18 protein-coding genes are annotated in these 19,357 nt (G+C 39.8%); 7 read left to right on the top strand and 11 right to left on the bottom strand.

Translation table 11 applies throughout. The annotated features are described in order from the left end of the window. Window positions 1-2 precede the first annotated feature (2 nt). Together O1Q79_RS08940 and O1Q79_RS08935 are read right to left on the bottom strand one after the other, a co-directional pair. Window positions 3-167 (bottom strand): hypothetical protein, encoded by a 165-nt coding sequence (locus O1Q79_RS08940; protein WP_386691833.1) that lies wholly within the window; start codon window positions 165-167, stop codon window positions 3-5. 14 nt (window positions 168-181) lie between these two features. After that, window positions 182-355, bottom strand: a complete 174-nt coding sequence (locus O1Q79_RS08935) for a hypothetical protein (protein ID WP_386691831.1) — start codon at window positions 353-355, stop codon at window positions 182-184. A gap of 193 nt (window positions 356-548) precedes the next feature. Here O1Q79_RS08935 and O1Q79_RS08930 point away from each other — a divergent pair, with 193 nt between their 5' ends. Further along, a complete protein-coding gene (locus O1Q79_RS08930) occupies window positions 549-1,262 on the top strand; it encodes a hypothetical protein (RefSeq protein WP_386691829.1) in 714 nt (237 codons plus the stop codon). Between the two features lie 56 nt (window positions 1,263-1,318). On the opposite strand, the gene rfaD is transcribed toward O1Q79_RS08930, so the two are convergent. From rfaD to O1Q79_RS08910, 4 genes are all read right to left on the bottom strand, one after another. Next, window positions 1,319-2,248 (bottom strand): ADP-glyceromanno-heptose 6-epimerase, encoded by a 930-nt coding sequence (gene rfaD, locus O1Q79_RS08925; RefSeq protein WP_386691828.1) that lies wholly within the window; start codon window positions 2,246-2,248, stop codon window positions 1,319-1,321. 130 nt (window positions 2,249-2,378) lie between these two features. Further along, window positions 2,379-2,708 carry a DUF413 domain-containing protein gene (locus tag O1Q79_RS08920; protein WP_132299475.1) on the bottom strand — a complete coding sequence of 110 codons (330 nt, stop codon included), beginning with the start codon at window positions 2,706-2,708 and terminating at the stop codon, window positions 2,379-2,381. A gap of 22 nt (window positions 2,709-2,730) precedes the next feature. Further along, window positions 2,731-3,348 carry a DsbA family protein gene (locus O1Q79_RS08915; RefSeq protein ID WP_386688867.1) on the bottom strand — a complete coding sequence of 206 codons (618 nt, stop codon included), beginning with the start codon at window positions 3,346-3,348 and terminating at the stop codon, window positions 2,731-2,733. A gap of 19 nt (window positions 3,349-3,367) precedes the next feature. Beyond that, a complete protein-coding gene (locus tag O1Q79_RS08910; RefSeq protein ID WP_132299479.1) occupies window positions 3,368-3,637 on the bottom strand; it encodes a YihD family protein in 270 nt (89 codons plus the stop codon). A gap of 68 nt (window positions 3,638-3,705) precedes the next feature. On the opposite strand from O1Q79_RS08910, the gene mobA reads away from it, so the two are divergent. From mobA to O1Q79_RS08890, 4 genes are all read left to right on the top strand, one after another. Beyond that, complete coding sequence (mobA, locus tag O1Q79_RS08905; RefSeq protein WP_386691826.1) at window positions 3,706-4,290, top strand: molybdenum cofactor guanylyltransferase MobA; 585 nt, start codon at window positions 3,706-3,708, stop codon at window positions 4,288-4,290. Continuing rightward, window positions 4,268-4,825, top strand: a complete 558-nt coding sequence (locus O1Q79_RS08900; RefSeq protein WP_386691824.1) for a DNA-3-methyladenine glycosylase I — start codon at window positions 4,268-4,270, stop codon at window positions 4,823-4,825. Before mobA ends, O1Q79_RS08900 begins: the two co-directional genes overlap by 23 nt. 66 nt (window positions 4,826-4,891) lie before the next feature. Continuing rightward, on the top strand, window positions 4,892-7,261 hold the full coding sequence (lptD, locus tag O1Q79_RS08895; RefSeq protein ID WP_386691822.1) for an LPS assembly protein LptD: 2,370 nt from the start codon (window positions 4,892-4,894) through the stop codon (window positions 7,259-7,261). A gap of 274 nt (window positions 7,262-7,535) precedes the next feature. Beyond that, the gene (locus O1Q79_RS08890) at window positions 7,536-9,692 is read left to right on the top strand and encodes a FepA family TonB-dependent siderophore receptor (protein ID WP_386691820.1); all 2,157 of its coding nucleotides are present in this window, start codon (window positions 7,536-7,538) and stop codon (window positions 9,690-9,692) included. A gap of 64 nt (window positions 9,693-9,756) precedes the next feature. On the opposite strand, the gene O1Q79_RS08885 is transcribed toward O1Q79_RS08890, so the two are convergent. The 5 genes from O1Q79_RS08885 to ilvG form a co-directional block, all read right to left on the bottom strand. Continuing rightward, window positions 9,757-11,093 (bottom strand): IS3 family transposase gene (locus O1Q79_RS08885; protein ID WP_386691818.1). Its coding sequence is split into 2 segments (ribosomal slippage): window positions 9,757-10,622 and window positions 10,622-11,093, totalling 1,338 coding nucleotides; the frame shifts between segments, so codons are not numbered across the junction. Window positions 11,094-11,202: 109 nt separating this feature from the next. Continuing rightward, window positions 11,203-12,744, bottom strand: coding sequence for a threonine ammonia-lyase, biosynthetic (gene ilvA / locus O1Q79_RS08880; RefSeq protein ID WP_386691816.1), 1,542 nt, complete (start codon window positions 12,742-12,744; stop codon window positions 11,203-11,205). 19 nt (window positions 12,745-12,763) lie between these two features. Further along, window positions 12,764-14,599, bottom strand: a complete 1,836-nt coding sequence (ilvD, locus tag O1Q79_RS08875; RefSeq protein ID WP_386691814.1) for a dihydroxy-acid dehydratase — start codon at window positions 14,597-14,599, stop codon at window positions 12,764-12,766. A 127-nt stretch (window positions 14,600-14,726) separates the two neighbouring features. Then, window positions 14,727-14,954: an acetolactate synthase 2 small subunit gene (ilvM, locus tag O1Q79_RS08870; RefSeq protein WP_386691812.1), complete on the bottom strand. Its 228-nt coding sequence runs from the start codon at window positions 14,952-14,954 to the stop codon at window positions 14,727-14,729. 11 nt (window positions 14,955-14,965) lie between these two features. Next, on the bottom strand, window positions 14,966-16,618 hold the full coding sequence (gene ilvG / locus O1Q79_RS08865; RefSeq protein ID WP_386691810.1) for an acetolactate synthase 2 catalytic subunit: 1,653 nt from the start codon (window positions 16,616-16,618) through the stop codon (window positions 14,966-14,968). Window positions 16,619-16,769: 151 nt separating this feature from the next. Here ilvG and O1Q79_RS08860 point away from each other — a divergent pair, with 151 nt between their 5' ends. Continuing rightward, window positions 16,770-17,588: a Cof-type HAD-IIB family hydrolase gene (locus tag O1Q79_RS08860; protein ID WP_386691808.1), complete on the top strand. Its 819-nt coding sequence runs from the start codon at window positions 16,770-16,772 to the stop codon at window positions 17,586-17,588. A 189-nt stretch (window positions 17,589-17,777) separates the two neighbouring features. After that, complete coding sequence (locus O1Q79_RS08855; protein ID WP_386691806.1) at window positions 17,778-19,334, top strand: FAD-dependent oxidoreductase; 1,557 nt, start codon at window positions 17,778-17,780, stop codon at window positions 19,332-19,334. Window positions 19,335-19,357: the final 23 nt, after the last annotated feature.

Raw genomic sequence — 19,357 nt, 5'->3', positions numbered from 1 at the left:
TGTTAAAATTTCATTTTTTTAGGGGGGATTCTATTATCACAAAACAATCTCGCTTTTTGGTGAATTTCCTGATTTGAGATGCCTTTTCCTTGACGTAGCTCTTCAATACCTCGTTCAATTCCTTGAATAATATATTCAGGCATTTCATTTGTTTTTTCTTGGTTCATCGGTATTCATTACCTTAGCGATTTTTATTTATCATTTCTATAAATTCAGTTTCAGTATATAAAATACTATCCTGTGTAATTCTCAAATTATCCAACATATCCACTTCCAAAAAGGCTTTGATGATATTGATTATGCGGATAACTTCGTGGTTATCTACATCAATTTCAAAAGTGAGAGTTGCCATCATTTAGTTCCTATTGCTTAAGTTTAGGATAGTAAAAAGACTAACAAAACTTACCAATCTAAGCAAGTTGGCTTTTGTTTTTCTGTTAATTTTTTGCTTTGTTTGTTATCTAAAAATAGGCTTTTATGATTTAAAAGGCGTTTGCGATTGAATAGTAAATTAATTAGCGGTATGCTTTTGCTATCAAGGAGAAACAATGAAATTTTTGCTTTTTTTACTGATTTTATTAGGGGCATTTGCGTTGTTGATGTTAGCCATCGGCGATTGGATTCCACGTTGCTGGCGGGCGGTTTTTGGTGAAAGCACTACTACGAAGAAAATCGCTCCCGTTCAAGCTGTTTCCCCCAAAGTAACGGCTCCACAAAATGCTGATCAACAACAAAATACCCTGCAACAATCGTTGGAAAAACAACTTCATTTTACCCAATTAAGCGTTGAAATTCGGCAGAAATTGGTGAAGTTGTTGCAAGAAAAAGGCAATACGCCTTATTTCCAACAGCTTACAGCGTTACATCAACAGATTTTACCGAAAGAAAGCCGTTTAGTGAGTTTGTTGAAAAAACAGAGTAAACTCGATAAGCAGTTGGCTCGGTTAATGAAAATGGCAGAACGCTATTCGTTATCTGATGATGAGCGAATGGATGATATTTCAGACAGAATGGACGATGTCCAATATAAAGCTGACGAAGTTTATTTTGAGCAGGATTCATTAATGGATGAGATTGAGCAATTACAAGATCAGATCGATGCCCTTGAAATGAATCATATTGACAACTTGCGTGAACAAGAAATCAGAGAAGCATTTAATGCTGATTTGGAAACCTTTGTCATGTTACAAGGTGGTTCTTACTGGGATCGGGATAATCCAGTGTGGTGGGCGAATTATTGTGCGAATTTTGGGAGAAAATAAAAGCGAACCCATTGGCTCGCCCTTAATATGAACATAATCGGCTAGTTATTTCCGATTCAGCTTTTTCTATTTAACCAAGCCATATACTCCGCCACACCCTCTGCCACGGATTTAAATTGATAATCACAACCTGCGGCACGCAGTTTGGTTAAGTCCGCTTGGGTGTATTCTTGATAGCGAGATTTTAAATGGTCTGGGAATGGGATTGTTTCGATTTCGCCTTTGCCATGGTGTTTTAATACAGCTTGTGCCACTTCAAGGAAACTTTCCGCTTTGCCTGTGCCGAGATTAAAAATACCTGACACGCCATTTTGCCATGCCCATAAATTGACTTGAGCCACATCGCCTACATAGATAAAATCACGCAAGAAATGCTCAGATCCAGCGAATAATTTTGGATTTTCGCCGTTCAAAATTTGGTTATTTAAATGGAATGCGACACTTGCCATAGAACCTTTGTGTTGTTCTTTCGGACCATACACATTGAAATATTTAAAGCCACAAACAGGCGAACTAGCTTCAGGCAAAATGGCACGTACATATTGATCAAATAAGAATTTCGAATAACCGTAGGCATTGAGTGGACCTTCAAATTTGCGTTCTTCTACAAATTGGGTTTTGTCACCGTAGGTCGCTGCACTGGAGGCGTAGAAGAATGGAATTTCACGATCGAGGCAATAATGTAATAATTCTTTGGAATATTCGTAATTATTGTGCATTAGGTATTTGCCGTCCCATTCGGTGGTGGCAGAACAAGCACCTTGGTGGAAAATAACATCAATCTCACCAATGTCATCACCTGCCATAATTGATGCGATAAAATCATCTTTATCGCAATAATCCGCAATATCTAAATCGACTAAATTAATAAATTTAGTGCCGTCTTTTAGGTTATCTACCACTAGAATATCGGTACGTCCCATCTCGTTTAAGGCTTTCACGATATTGCTACCGATCATGCCTGCACCGCCAGTTACGATGATCATAATATTGTCCTTTTGTCTATCTAAATTAGTCTTATTGTAATCTATTTTAATCAAAAGTGCGGTATTTTTTACCGCACTTTTTTGTCAAAACAGAAAAAATAAAGGCTTGATTGCTCAAGCCCTGTTCATATTAATCGTTCGCATTAAACTCATCTAAGTTATCACTCACTACACCTGAAAGTGTATAAACACGTTTAATAGTGTTTACTCGTGAACGATATTTGTTCCAAGTTTTCTCGAAAAAAGTTTCCGCTGGGCGTTCACCACGACAGAATGCCACGAAGTTTTTTTCATCTGCGGTTTTCGCTTTGCGAGAACCTTCATCTAAGGCTTTGAATGCCTGACCATATTGTTCTAAGGCTTGCGATTCTTTAATGGTATAATCACCGTGACGAGCGAAACCACGTGGGTAATTTTTGTCATCAAAGAAACGACGTTCTACACTAAAACTTTCAGCCATAATCTACTCCATTTTCCTAAAGTTATTTTTTCAATAATTGTTTTACAGTTTCTACATAATCTGCCACGAAATCATCACGAGATAAGCCTTCTGGATTGACTCGGAATTTGCCATTGACGTACATATCTGGCACGCCACTGACATCTAATTGATCCGCCAGATTAGTTTGGGTTTTCGCTAAGGCGGTTACTGCAAAGCTGTTGATTCCCCCATCAAATTGTTCTGCCGTAATACCGTTATCAATGAAGATTTGACGAATATCGCTCATTGAATTTAAGCTATTTTTTTGAGCGGCTTCGAATAATGGTTTTTTGACTTTATCTTCTGCCCCTAATGCCATGGCTAACGCCCAAGCTCGGGTGAGGTTTTCTGATTGAGCGCCTAAGAAATTCACATGATATTGTTTAAATGTCGCATCTGATGGAATATTTTCTTTCACTTTTTTGGGGATCTCATATTGCATCTCAAACGCATAGCAATGTGGACAATAGAAAGAGAAAAACTCGATCACTTCGGTTTTTTCTGAATGTGGACGACTCAGTGTAATGTATTGTTCGCCGTCTTTTAATTCTGCGGCTTGCAGATTAACACTGGCAATCGCCATGGTGGCAGCAATTAAGCTAACGAGAAATTTGTTCATAATCAGGTTTCCTTTAAAATTATTTTAAAATACCACGTGCTTTAAGCAGAGCGGTTTTAAAATCTTCTTCGTAATCTTTTTTGATCCCTGGAATAGGTTCATGTTTATCTTTGCCGTGCATTTTGAGCTGATAAATAATCACTTCATCAGACAGCTCAGTGAGTGGTTTTTCAAAGCCAGCTTCATCTGCAATCGCTTGTAAAATTTGCATTAAACTCATTTCAGGGTCTTTATTAGACCAATAAGGCTGTAAAAGTTCCAACACTTCATTTAAACGATGACATTTCATAATCTTTCCCTTTTATATTAAGATAGCTGACGCAGAATGATACTTGAATTAAAGGCGAATGACAAACAATGATAACGATAAGTGCGGTAATTTTAGCAGGTGGCAAGGCAAGGCGGATGCAAGGAGTGGATAAAGGGCTGCAAATTCTGGCTGGAAAGCCATTGGTTGAGCATATTCTCCGCTGTTTACAGGTACAATTAGAGGATATTGCGATTAATGCTAATCGGCATATTGAACAGTACCAGCAATTTGGTTTACCTGTTTTTAGCGATGAATTAGTGGATTTTCAAGGACCATTAAGCGGAATATTAACGGGACTAAAACGGGCTGAAACCGATTATGTGTTATTTGTGCCTTGCGATTGCCCTTTTTTGCCGTTGAATTTGCTAGAGAAATTAAAAAGTGCGGTGTTAATTTCGCAAAGTTTAGTGGTTTATGCCAGCGATGGTGAACGTGAACATCCCACATTCTGTTTAATTTCTCGTCAATTATCCACCGCACTTTCTGCTTATTTAAATCAAGGTGAACGGCGAATGTTGCAATTTATGCGTGAACAAGGGGCGATTGCTGTGGATTTTTCCGAACAAAAAAACGCTTTTCGCAATTTTAATACCTTACAGGAGTTAGCCGATGCAAATCATCAAACGTTGTGATTGGGCTGGGAACTTGCCAATTTATCAAGATTATCACGATAACGAATGGGGTAAGCCTGAATTTGATAGTCAGAAATTATTTGAGAAACTTTGCTTAGAGGGACAACAAGCGGGTTTATCATGGATTACCGTGTTAAAAAAACGGGAAGCCTATCGCCAAGCCTTTTATCAATTTGATCCTGCAAAGATTGCACAAATGACGGAAAACGATATTGATCGTTTAATGCAAAATGTGGGGTTAATTCGTCATCGAGCCAAGTTAGAAGCCATTGTTAAAAATGCCAAAGCCTATTTAGCCATGCAAAAGTGCGGTGAAAATTTTTCCGATTTTATTTGGGCGTTTGTTGATCATCAACCGCAAATCAATGATGTACCCAGTTTGGATTGCATACCAGCCAAAACCGTAACATCAAAAGCCATGTCAAAGGCATTAAAGCAAAAAGGCTTTGTGTTTGTCGGCGAAACCACGTGCTATGCATTTATGCAATCTATGGGGTTGGTGAACGATCATTTGAACGATTGTTTTTGTAAATAAAATGCTTTTTGATGTGGTTTTCTTGTATAATCACCCTAATTTTAATCACGTAGAATGGTTAACCAAATGAAGAAAAATTATTACACGTTACTTTCTTTATCAATTTTGACCGCACTTTATAGTTCGAGCAGTTTGGCAAATATTGATGATTTACGTCAGCGTTGTTTAGCCGGTGTGCCACAATTTTCAGGTGAAACAGTACAGGGCGATCCAAATGATCAACCCGTTTATATTGAAGCGGATAAGGCGAATGTTATTAATCCAAGCCGAGCGGTTTATAGCGGTGCGGTAGATTTCAAACAAGGTACTCGTCATTTACAAGCGGATGAAGTGGAAGTGACCCAATCGGGCGATGGGGATAATGCACAGCGTTATGCCTATGTGCGAGGTGGCTTTGATTATAAAGATGATTTAATCAAAATTAACGGTGATAATGCCAAAGTGCATTTAAACAGTAAAGATACCGATATTGCGAATGGTAATTATCAATTAGTTGGTCGTCAAGGACGTGGTACGGCGGAAACATCTGAAATACGTGAGGATTATCGTTTATTTAAAAATGCGACTTTTACATCTTGTTTGCCTGATGATAATGCGTGGCAAATTGATGCGAGTGAAATGAAGCAACACGTTCAAGAAGAATATGCCGAAATGTGGCATGCTCGTTTTAAAGTGGCTGGTGTGCCAGTTTTTTATACCCCATATTTGCAATTACCATTGGGTGATCGCCGCCGTTCAGGGTTGTTAATTCCAAGTGCAGGAAGTTCAAGCCGTGATGGTTATTGGTATGCTCAACCGATTTACTGGAATATTGCCCCCAACTATGATGCGACTTTTACGCCGAAATATATGTCACATCGTGGTTGGCAAATGAACGGAGAATTCCGTTATTTAAATGCATTGGGAGAAGGGAAATTTGCGGGCGAATATTTAAGTAAAGATCGTTACAATGAATACGCGGGTTCAGATGATGATAGAAAACGGCATTTATTCTACTGGGCGCATAATGCAAAGTTATGGGATAACTGGCGGTTAAACGTAAATTATACCAAAGTGAGTGATAAACGTTATTTCAGTGATTTTGATTCGGATTATGGGAGCAGTACCGACGGCTATGCCACCCAAAATGCACGCCTGTCTTATTATCAACCGAACTGGAATTTCGCTATTTCTGTGAAACAATTCCAAGTGTTCGATGAAGTTGAAGTAGGACCTTATCGTGCCTTGCCACAAATTGATTTTAATTATTATAAAAATGGTTTAGCCAACGGTCGGGCAGATTTTAAATTATTTGCTCAAGCAGTGCGTTTTGATAATGACAGTTCAAGTATGCCAACCGCATGGCGTTATCATGTTGAGCCAAGTGTTAATGTGCCATTATCCAATCGTTATGGTAGTCTAAATATTGAAACCAAACTTTATGCCACCCATTATCAACAAAAAGCAGGAACGGGAGTAGATGCGAATACACAAAGCTCGGTGAATCGTGTGTTACCGCAAGTTAAAGTCGATTTACAAACGGTGTTAGCCAGCCAAAAAACCTTATTTAAAGGCTATACACAGACCATTGAACCGCATGTTCAATATTTATATCGCCCTTACAAAGATCAAAGTAATATCGGTTCAAAACAAAACTCCAGTTATTTAGGCTTAGGATACGATTCTGCCTTGTTACAACAAGATTATTATTCTTTATTCCGTGATCGCCGTTATAGTGGATTAGATAGAATTGCGTCTGCCAATCAATTTACCTTAGGGGGAACAACCCGTTTTTATGATAAAAATTCAGAAGAACGGTTTAATTTATCTTTAGGGCAAATTATTTATCTGAATAATTCTCGTATTGATGATACCACAGAAAATAGTACCACAGGGCGTTCATCTTCTTGGGCATTAGAAAGTAATTGGAAACTGAATGATAAATGGAATTGGAAAGGCAGTTATCAATATGATACGCGTTTAGATGCGACTTCATTAGCAAATTCCACCTTAGAATATAACCCTGAGGGTAATAATTTAGTCCAGTTGAATTATCGTTATGCGAGTAAGGAATATATTAACCAGAACTTAACCTCAAGTGTGAACCGTTACAACCAAGATATTCAACAAGTTGGGGCGGTAGTCGCTTGGGAAGTGGCGGATAACTGGGCTGTGGTCGCTCGTTATTATCATGATGTTGCCTTAAACAAACCCGTAGAGCAATATGCGGGAGTACAATACAATAGTTGCTGTTGGGCTGTGGGTGTGGGTATTCGGCGTTATTTAGTTAATGAAAACTCAAAACGTCAATATAGTGGTGAAAAAGATACCCTATATGATCATAGTATCGGGATTACCTTTGAATTACGAGGTTTAGGAGGTAACGATCACCGTAGTGGCATTGTAAAAATGTTAGATAAGGGTATGTTACCTTATATTAAATCACCGGAGTTGTGATGAGTGGTTTATACTCTCATACGGGGGGATTCAAATAACGATGCTCCGCATCTTTTTTTGGCATAGCCACAACATGGTGTAATAATGCTTAGCCCTGTATGAAAGTACGGGGTATTTTATCGTTGATTTTCACATTATATTTTATCTCTCTTTTCTCTTTATTCCCTAAGAAACTTTCTTATAACGAGAAGTTATTCTATTTTGGAGTAAAATTTTGTTGACTTTTACTCCGCAAAAACGATAATTATTTTTCTTCACAAAAAGAGGAACTAATATGAAAACCAACAAGACCAAACTGGCACTTGCTATATTGAGTGTTTTAGGTGCAGCAAATGCCTTTGCTGTTGAACAATTAGAGCAAATTACTGTGACTGCGGAAGATCAAGTGAAGCAGTCTTTGGGTGTGTCAATTATTTCTTCTGGACAATTAGACAAACGTCCTATACAAAATGATATTTCAGAAATTTTGCGAACTATGCCTGGTGTGAATCTAACAGGTAACTCCGCTACATCAAACCGTGGTAACAAACGCCAAATCGACTTACGAGGTATGGGACCAGAAAATACCTTGATTTTAATTGATGGTAAACCCGTGACTTCTCGTCAAGCGGAACGGATGGGACGCTCTGGTGAACGTAATACGCGTGGCGATAGCAACTGGGTGCCAGTAGAAGCGATTGACTCGATTGAAGTCTTACGTGGCCCTGCCGCCGCTCGCTATGGTTCCGGTGCTATGGGTGGGGTGGTGAATATTAAAACCAAACCTACCACAGATAAATTAACGGGTAGTGTCACCTATTACACCAATCAGCCAGAAGATAGCAAAGAGGGCGCCACCAATCGAGTTGGCTTTAATTTAAGCGGTCCGATTATTAGTGATGTATTAAATTTCCGTTTATATGGTAACTACAACAAAACCGAAGCCGATGCCGTGGATATTAATGCAGCTAACAACGGCAGTAATACGCTGATTGCTGGACGTGAGGGTGTACGTAATAAAGATATTTCAGGTCGTTTAGATTGGAAAATTAACCAAGATCATCAACTTCGCTTTGATGCCAGTTACAGCCGTCAAGGTAATATTTATGGTGGTGATACGCAAACGAGCGCAATCACTAGCACGAGTTCGGCTTTAATTAATAAGCTGATCGGCTCAGAGACAGCACGTTTATATCGTCAATCTTATTCCCTAACCCACACAGGGAAATATAGTTGGGGTGATAGCGAAACTTATGTAAGTTGGGATAGAACCACCAATAGCCGTATGAGCGAATATTTAACAGGTCGTGTGGAGGGGTCTTACGATTCAACAGATTTCTCAGATAGTGTGCTTAAAAATACTCATGTAGGGACTGAATTCCACATCCCATTTACTGTTAGATTCGAGCAAATGTTGACTGTTGGAGCAGAATTTACCCATTCTAGCCTAGATGATGCAAACTCATTGAAAAATACATTAAACTCGGGAGAAACATATAATGGTTTCAGTAATACCCGACCATCAAATATTAGCCAAAAAGAATGGGCTATCTTTGTAGAAGATAATATTGCCCTTGCTGACAGTACATTCTTAACTCCTGCAATTCGTTATGATTATAACGATCATTCAGGTTCAAATGTCAGTGGTGGTGTCAACTTTGCTCATAACTTTACCGATGCGTGGAAAGTGAAAGGGGGGATTGCTCGAGCCTATAAAGCACCAAACCTTTACCAAAGCAACTCAAACTATATGATTACAAGCTATGGTTATGGTTGCCCGGTTGCTGATGGTTTTGTTAATTGTGCCATGTTAGGTAATGATAATCTTAAACCCGAAACCAGTTGGAACAAAGAAATTGGATTAGAATATCAGCATAATGCACTTTCTGCTTCTTTGGCTTATTTCCATAATGATTATCGTAACAAAATCGTAGCTGGTACTACTGTAGAAGGTCAAACGAGTTCGGGGAGAAATATTTATCGTTGGGAAAACGTGAAAAAAGCGGTGGTATCTGGTTTAGAGGGGAATTTAACTCTGCCATTGATTGAAAATAAATTGCAGTTAGTTAATAACTTCACTTACATGATTGAATCCAAAAACAAAGCAACAGGCAATCCACTTTCTGTGATTCCTAAATATACCATCAATTCTAGCTTGAATTGGATCATTAATGATATGTGGGATACTAACTTGACTTACACCCAATACGGTCGCCAAAAACCACGTTCTAACAAAGAAATTAATAACGACACACGCAACTGGAACGAAACAGAACTCGGCAGTTATGCGATTTTTGGTGCAAACGTCGGTTTCAACTGGAACAAAGCATTGAGCTTGCGTGTAGGGGTGACCAATATGTTTGATAAACGGATTTACCGCAGTAATCAAGGTGCTAATTCTTATAACGAACCGGGTCGAGCTTATTACGTAACAGCAAAATATAGTTTCTAATTGTGTTACCGTTATATAAAAACCACGCTATTTGATCTGAACCCCAAAAATTGGACGGTTTAGTTTAAGTATTTAAGGACTGAGTTCTGTATTGCACAGGGCTTAGTCCTTTTAATTTAGTTTGGATGCGTTCGTTATTGTAGTAAGCAATATAATCGTGGATAGTTTGCTCCAGTTGCTCAATACTTTCAAACTGCTTGCCATAATAACATTCTTCTTTTAATCGTCCAAAAAAACTTTCCGTTGCTGCATTATCAATACAGTTACCTTTTTGGCTCATACTTTGCAAAATATTATGCTTTTCTAATCGTTTACGATAGCTAAGATGTTGATATTGCCAACCTTGGTCTGAATGTAAGATAGGCTTATCTTCAGGTTTGAGTTTTTTAACGGCTTGCTCTAGCATTCTGTCTATTTGTGCCCAATTAGGGCTACGGCTCAGGTCATAAGCGATGATTTCACCATTGTAGAAGTCCTTAATCGGCGCGAGATAGAGCTTTTCATTACGGCATTTAAACTCGCTAATATCCGTTCCCCATTTTTCATTGGGTTTGCTTGCCGTAAAGTTGCGTTCAAGTAGATTTGGGGCGATTTTCCCAATATTTCCTTGATAACTTTGATATTTACGTTTTGGCTTTCTTTCCCCTTTTAAACCCAGTTCTTTCATCAATTTTGCGACTTTTTTATGATTGACGACAATTCTTTTTTTACGCAAGGCTAATGTGATTCGGCGATAACCATAACGTCCTTCATTTTTGATAAAAATACGTTTAATTTTTGCTTTTAAAGCCTTATCGGGATTATCTGGCTTGTTCAGATTATCGTAGAAAGTACTCCGAGCCAGTTGGGCAATATCCAGCAAAATATCTAATGACCCCAACTCTCTTAACTCATTGATGATTTTCGCTTTTTCTCTTTTTGTTCTAGCTCCGCCAGCTTTTTTAGATAGATATTCTCCAATTTTAAGCGATAGTTTTCCGCTTGTAATTTTTCAAGCTCTGTTTGTGGCGCTTTCGTTTTTTTAGGTTTAATCAATGTTTTCATCGCTTTTCGTCCTTTAGGTTTGGGTTCAAGTCCTGTTATACCTTGTTCTTTAAAACGTTTCAACCAATTTACCACTACACTGTGAGTGGGAAGATTCGCCTTTAAAGCTGCTTCTCGGATGCTCATTTCACCCGATAATACAGGCGTGATGATATGGAATTTTTCATCTGCAGTATATTGTTTCCAAGTGGACTGATTATGCAATGCAGACGTGCCTGAATGCGTATATTTAGCGAGCCAATCTTTTATGATTGACACTGGAATTTGGAAATGCTGACTTGTTTTGGTTAAAGAATGAGAAGTATTCAGATGGAACTGAATCACTTCAAATTTGAATTGTGCGTGATATTTAGTCATAAAAATCTGCCCTTTAATCAGTGGTTGGTGTCCAACTTTTGGGGGGCAGATCAATTCAGCGTGGTTTTTTACAATATCTATACAAAGTGCGGTATTTTTTCAGTAAATTTTACCCTACCAAAAAATACCGATAAGCCACACTATCGGTAACATCTTGATAGGTATAACCGATTTTTTCCAGTTGCTGTGTAAAAGCAGATATATCGGCTTCTGCCACTTGGAAACCAGCTAACACATTACCATAATCTGCACCATGGGCGCGATAATGGAACAGTGAAATATTGGTATTGGTAGTGTTTAAGGTGGCTAAGAAATTTATCAATGCCCCTTTTTGTTCAGGAAATTCAAAACTATATAAACGTTCGTTTAACTGGCTACTTGAACGCCCACCGATCATATAACGAATATGGGTTTTGGCAATTTCATCATCGGATAAGTCTTGCACATTGTAACCATTATCACGGAGCTGTTTGAGTATCGCTTGTTTTTCCTGTTCACCCGTAATACGCACACCGACAAAAATACACGCCTGTTTTTCATCTGCATAACGATAATTAAATTCTGTTACGGGATTTTGTCCGAGTATTTGACAGAATTTCAAGAAACTGCCCTGTTGTTCTGGAATGGTGACGGCAAACAAGGCTTCTTGTTTTTCGCCGATCTCACAACGTTCAGACACATAACGTAAGGTATGGAAATTTAAATTTGCCCCAGACAAAATATTCACGAGGGTTTCGCCTTGAATATTATGTTGTTTAACGTATTTTTTCAAACCAGCTAACGACAATGCTCCAGAGGGTTCAGACACGGCACGGACATTTTCAAACATATCTTTCATAGCAGCACAAATTTCATCGCCGTTCACTAGTACCACATCATCAAGATATTGCTGACAAATGCGGAAGGTTTCATCACCAATACGTTTGACAGCCACACCATCGGCAAATAAACCGACACGCTCTAAGTCCGTTGGCTCACCCGATTTTAATGCAGCATATAAACAAGCACTGTCTTTACTTTCGACACCGATGACTTTAATTTCAGGTAAAAGTTGCTTAATTAACACCGCGATTCCAGCCACTAAACCGCCACCGCCAACAGGGACAAAAATACGGTCAATTTTACTGTTTTGCTGTAATAATTCCATGGCTAATGAACCTTGCCCTGCGATCACGGCGGGGTGATCGAAAGGGGGAATAAAGGTCATTTGCTTGGTTTCTGAAAGCTCAATAGCTTTGGCTTTGGCTTCGTCAAAATTGGCACCGTGTAATAACACTTCGCCACCAAAACCACGCACTGCATCAACCTTTATTGACGGTGTATTTTGTGGCATTACAATTAAGGCTTTTAGACCTAAATGTTGGGCAGATAATGCGACACCTTGAGCATGGTTGCCAGCAGAAGCAGCAATCACGCCAGCGGATTTTTGTGCATCGGTTAAACCCGCAATCATGGCATAAGCACCACGCAATTTGAAGCTATGCACAGGCTGACGATCTTCACGTTTCACCAGAATATGATTCGCCAAACGCTCCGATAATTTTGGCATCGCTTGCAATGGGGTAACTTGAGCTAATTCATACACTTTTGAGCTGAGTACTGCTCTTAAATATTCTGCACCAGTAGGCTGGTGAGATAAATTATTTGTCATTTTTTCACCGCAGTTTTACTTATAATTTACTTTTATCTCGCACCGCACCTTTATCCGCCGATGTGGCGAAATGCCCGAATACTTTTAAGGCAAAAGACACTTCACGTTCACGGTTGGCTGGTTGCCAGCCTTTAACATCTTGTTCCGCACGGCGTTGGGCGAGTTCTTCATCAGAGACCAATAAATGAATTCCCCGATTGGGAATATCAATTTCAATCTTATCGCCGTCACGCACTAAACCAATCGCACCACCTGATGCGGCTTCTGGAGAACAGTGACCAATAGATAAACCTGATGTGCCACCAGAAAAACGTCCGTCAGTTAATAAGGCACAGGCTTTACCTAAGCCCATGGATTTTAAATAGCTGGTTGGATAAAGCATTTCTTGCATACCTGGTCCACCTTTTGGACCTTCGTAACGAATAATCACAATATACCCTGCTTTGACTTTACCGCCTAAAATGCCTGCTACCGCATCTTCTTGGCTTTCAAATACAATGGCTTCGCCCGTGAAATTCCAAATAGACTCATCGACACCAGCAGTTTTGACAATACAACCATCTTGAGCAATATTACCGAACAATACCGCCAAGCCACCTTCTTTAGTAATGGCATGTTCTTTGTTTCGAATACAACCATTTTCACGGTCATCATCTACGCTGTCCCAACGGCAATTTTGTGAAAAAGCCTGTGTAGTACGAATACCCGCAGGTCCTGCTCGATAGAATTTTAATAATTCAGGATCACGGTTGCGGATAATATCATATTGATTAAGCTGTTCTTCAAGGGTTAAACCTAACACCGTGTTAGTGTGCCGATGAATTAAACCTGCACGATCTAATTCACCCACTAAGCCCATAATACCGCCAGCACGATGTACGTCTTCCATGTGGTATTTATTGGTATTCGGAGCAATCTTGCTTAAACAAGGCACCTTGCGAGAAAGACGGTCAATATCCGCCATAGTAAAATCTACCCCTGCTTCTTGTGCAGTGGCTAATAAATGTAACACCGTATTACTGGATCCACCCATGGCAATATCTAAACTCATGGCGTTTTCAAAGGCATCAAAGGTAGCAATGGAACGTGGCAGAACGCTTTCATCATCTTGTTCATAATAACGTTTGCATAGCTCCACAATTTGACGACCTGCTTTTAAGAATAATTCCTTACGGTCAGCGTGAGTCGCCAAACAAGAGCCATTCCCAGGTAAACTCAAACCGAGTGCTTCGGTTAAACAGTTCATGGAGTTCGCCGTGAACATACCTGAACAAGATCCACAGGTTGGGCAGGCACTACGTTCAATGGCATCAATACGCTCATCACTGACATTTGGATCAGCGGCTTCGATCATCGCATCTACTAAGTCCAAACGAATTAATTGATCAGATAATTTGGTTTTTCCTGCTTCCATTGGACCGCCAGACACAAAAATCGCAGGGATATTTAACCGCATGGCAGCCATTAACATCCCTGGGGTGATTTTGTCGCAGTTAGAAATACACACCATGGCATCGGCACAGTGAGCGTTCACCATATATTCTACGCTGTCGGCAATTAAATCGCGGCTTGGCAACGAATATAGCATACCGCCATGTCCCATTGCGATGCCATCATCTACCGCAATAGTATTAAATTCTTTCGCCACCCCACCTGCTTTTTCAATTTCTGCCGCCACTAATTGCCCTAAATCTTTTAAATGCACATGACCGGGGACAAACTGGGTAAAGGAATTAACCACAGCAATAATCGGTTTACCGAAATCGCCCTCTTTCATACCAGTAGCACGCCATAAGGAACGTGCGCCTGCCATATTGCGACCCTGTGTTGAAGTCGCTGAACGTAATTTAGGCATAGATAATCTCTCCAAAAATAATTTTACTGCTAATTTAAAATTTGTCGGGACGGGCTAATGTGTCCTCCCTAAAATTCCACTCCGTTTTTAACGAGCGGACACATCGGTCCACCACTACGGAAAAATCTTACTCACAAGTTACATCAACCACATCATGTAACTTAGTTAATTGATTGATCAATAAATGAATCTCTCGTTGGCTAGTCAGATGAATATCAAGCCAAACTTTGCCATTTTCGAGTTTCATTGTTAATTGTGTTACCGTATAACCACGCAGACGGATCACACGTAAAATACGTTCTAGTACTTCTGGGCTATGGTTGGCAACAATGGTTAATTCGTTTAATAACATCATCTACTCCACATCTAATTATCTAACATATCCGCATTGCAAGCACCGGGTGGTACTAACGGCCAAACATTATCTTCTGGTGGAATACAAACGTGCAAGAAATAAGCGGTTGGCGATTGTAATAAACGATCTAACGCCGCATTCACCTCGCTGGCTTTTTCAATACGTTCCCCTGCAATATCAAAGGCTTTTGCTAAAGTAACAAAATCAGGGTTATCATCTAAAATAGTTGAACTATGGCGAGCATTAAAAAACAACGATTGCCATTGTCGTACCATGCCTAAACGTTGATTATCCAACAGCACAATTTTAACTGGAACATGGTAAGACTTCACTGCACCAAGTTCCTGAATATTCATCATAATTGAACCATCACCCGTGACTAAAATGACTTCATCTTGCGGACGGGCTTTTTTCGCCCCGATAGCTGCGGGCAAACCAAAACCCATGGTGCCGAAACCAGCCGAAGTAATAAAATTCTCAGGTGCATAATAATCAATATGTTGAGCCGACCACATTTGATGTTGTCCCACGTCGGTAACGATAATATCCGTTGGTGCTTTTTTATCAGAAATCTCATGTAATAACCAAGTAGGATTGATGCAATATTCCCCTTGATTTTTCCCATAAGTAAAATCAAATTGTTGTTTTAACTGATTAATTTTGTCACGCCAAGGTTGAATCGCTAATGCTTGGCTCAAGCCTTGAATTACCTGAATCAAGTCCCCTTGCAAAGCCACATCGGCACGGCGTAATTTATGAATTTCTGCCGCATCAATATCCGCATGAATCACTTTGGCATGGGGAGCAAAAGTGTCTAATTTACCCGTAACACGGTCATCAAATCTCGCCCCTAGCACCACCAGTAAATCTGCTTCTTGCACCGCTAAATTTGCCGCTTTGGTGCCGTGCATGCCAATCATGCCCATATAATAGGGGGTATTGGCTGGAATTGCACCTAAACCCTTTAAAGTGGAAATGCTTGGAATTTGAGTTATTTCAATAAATTGACGTAATACCGCCGTGGCATTTGCCATACCGACTCCACCACCGATATACAGCACAGGTTTCTGTGAATTTTTTAATAATTGCACCGCACTTTTGAGTTTTTCAGGGTGAATTTTTTTCGCCGCAAGTGCTGGATAAACCAACGGTTTAGCCTCTGTTGGGGCAAGTTGAATATCACGTGGAATATCCACTAATACAGGACCAGGACGACCACTACGGGCAATTTGAAAGGCTTTCGCCATAATTTCGGGTAATTCTTCCACCGATTGCACAATAAAGCTGTGTTTGGTACAAGCCAACGACAACCCCAATACATCAGCTTCCTGAAAGGCATCTGTGCCGATTAAATGGCTTGCCACTTGCCCTGTAATTGCGACCACAGGAATGCTGTCCATAAACGCATCACCTAACCCCGTCACTAGGTTTGCTGCTCCAGGTCCAGAAGTGGCAATACACACGCCTACGATACCATTTCCCAAGGCTCTCGCATAGCCAATCGCTTCCATCGCCGCCCCTTGTTCATTGCGACAAAGAAAATGTTCAATGCCACAATCATAAAGTGCATCATAAGTTGGCATAATCGCCCCACCTGGGTAGCCAAACACGATGTTGACACCCTGAGCTTTCAGACATTCTGTAACTAATCTTGCTCCATTCATTGTTGTACCTGCAAATTCGTTATTGTTTTAGCGTAATCTGCTTCATTATAACGATCTTTCTTATTATTCCTACTATTTATTCATCAAAGTGCGGTCATTTTTTGGTGATTTTTGCTATAATTTTAAAAAATACCAGATTTAAGGATAAAAAATGCAAAACTTGCCTTTCCGTGCTGTGGTGTCCGATATGGACGGTACATTATTGAATGCTCATCATGTTGTCGGAGAATTTAGCACTGCCACCCTTGAAAAAGTTGCCGATAAAAATGTGGATATTATACTCGCCACAGGGCGTGGCTATCCAGATGTCGCCTTTATTTTAAATGAAATGCAGATTGAAAATGCTGCCATGATCACCTCAAACGGTGCGGAAGTGCATAATTTACAAGGGGATTTAATTTACAGCAATTATCTGCCCGAACAACTGGCTTTCGAGATTATGCAAGAACCCTTCGACCCAAAAAATATCTGTTTAAACAGCTATCAAGGGACGGAATGGTTTATTAATATTGATGTTCCCGAACTTAACAAATACCACAAACAAAGTGGTTTTACCTATCAAGTGGTGGATTTCGCTCAACATCATGCAAGAAACACTCAAAAAATCTTTTTTATCGGACGTACATTACAAGATTTATTACCTTTAGAGCAACACCTAAAAGAAAAATATGGTGATCAAACGACCATTATTTATTCCACGCCACAATGCCTAGAAGTGATGAATAAAAATGTCTCAAAAGCCACCGCACTTGCAGAGCTATTAAAGCAACGTGACTACGAATTATCGCAATGTATTGCTTTTGGTGACGGTATGAATGATCTCGACATGCTAACGGAAGTTGGCAAAGGTTGTATCATGGCAAATGCTGATCCGAGATTACTCACTGCCTTACCTGATTTAGAACGAATCGGATTGAATAAAGATGAAGCGGTAGCCAGTTATTTGCGAGCAGTGTTTAGGGTTTTTTAGTCACTGTATTTGTATTAATACCCATTCATAAATTGAGCGTTTTATGCCATTTCCCTAATATAAGTAATATTATTGAGCAAAAACGAAAATTATTGTGATCTTTGTCACAAATTCGAAATAATGATATTTCTTTTGCGAAAAAGATAGAGTATTTTATCTTTGTGTTTTGACATTGGGGAGAATCTCATTATGAATCGAAATAAGAATTTACAACAAGCCAAAACAGACCGTGAATGGGATGTTGTGATTATTGGTGGTGGTGCCACGGGGTTGGGTATTGCTGTTGATGCCGCCAGTCGAGGTTTTTCTACCTTATTATTAGAACGTGTTGATTTTGCCAAAGGCACATCCAGCCGCAGTACCAAATTGGTACATGGCGGGGTGCGTTATTTAGCCCAAGGCGACATCGCTTTAGTACGAGAAGCCTTACGTGAACGTGGCAGACTCAGCAAAAACGCACCGCACTTATTCAAAAGTGAAACCTTTGTGATTCCAGGTGAAAAATGGTGGACGGCATATTATTATACCTTTGGACTGTGGTTATATGACCGTTTATCTGGTGATCTCAGTATTGGACATACCCGTTATTTAAACAAAAGCCAAGCCAATCAATCATTAAAAGGGGTCAAACCTGAAAAATTAAATAATGGTGTTTGCTATTATGATGGTCAATTTGATGATGCACGTTTAGCCGTTAATCTTGCTCAAACCGCCATTGAACAAGGTGCTTCTTTAGTCAATTATTGTGAAGTGGTTGGTTTGGATAAAAATACAACGGGTAAGATTTGTGGTGTACAAGCGAGAGATGTGTTGAGTGGCGAAAGTTTTGCTGTAAGAGCAAAATGTGTCATCAATGCGACAGGGGTCTTTACTAATGAAATCAACAGAATGGATAACCCCGATGAAATGGACGGTATCGTTCCAAGCCAAGGTATCCATATTGTGATTGATCGGGAATTTTTACCGAATGAGTCAGCTTTAATGGTGCCAAAGACATCCGATGGACGGGTTTTATTCGCTGTACCTTGGCATGATAAATTAGTAGTCGGTACAACCGACACGTTAGTGAAAAATGCGGAATATGAACCTCGTCCGTTAGAACAGGAAGTGGAATTTATTTTACAAACAGCCAAAGATTATTTCGTTAAAGCACCAACTCGTGCAGATGTGCGTAGCGTATTTGTGGGCTTGCGTCCATTAGCAGCACCGAAAGGGGAAAATAAAAGTACCAAAGAAGTATCACGCAGTCATAAAATTCATATCAGTTCTTCTGGGTTGGTGGATATTATTGGTGGCAAATGGACAACCTATCGTCAAATGGCAGAAGATGCTTTAGATGTGGCGATGAAAGCCAATATTCTACCTAAAAAACAATGTGTGACTACGGACCTCAAAATTCATGGACATCATCCAGCAGATATGAACAGCCACCTTGGTTTTTATGGCAGTGACCGTACATATATTGAACAGCTTGCAGCTAGTGACAGCAAATTAGGTAGCCGAATTCATCCAGATTATCCATTCCTTTATGCCGAAGCATTATGGGCGGTACGCGAAGAAATGGCACAAACCTTGGAAGATGTGTTAGCTCGCCGCATTCGTTTGTTATTTTTAGATGCAAGAGCAGCCTCAGCTGTGGCAGAAGATGTGGCAAATTATATTGCACCTGAATTAAATAAAAATGCAGATTGGGTGGAACAACAAGTCAGCGAGTTCCGTCAGTTATGTAAACAATATCATTTCTAATACTCTTTAATCACATAGGAGAA

Source organism: Lonepinella sp. MS14434 (genome assembly GCF_042468235.1).
GTDB lineage: Bacteria > Pseudomonadota > Gammaproteobacteria > Enterobacterales > Pasteurellaceae > Lonepinella.
Note: the sequence above shows the minus strand (reverse complement) of the source record. Positions and strands in the feature narration are given on the sequence as shown.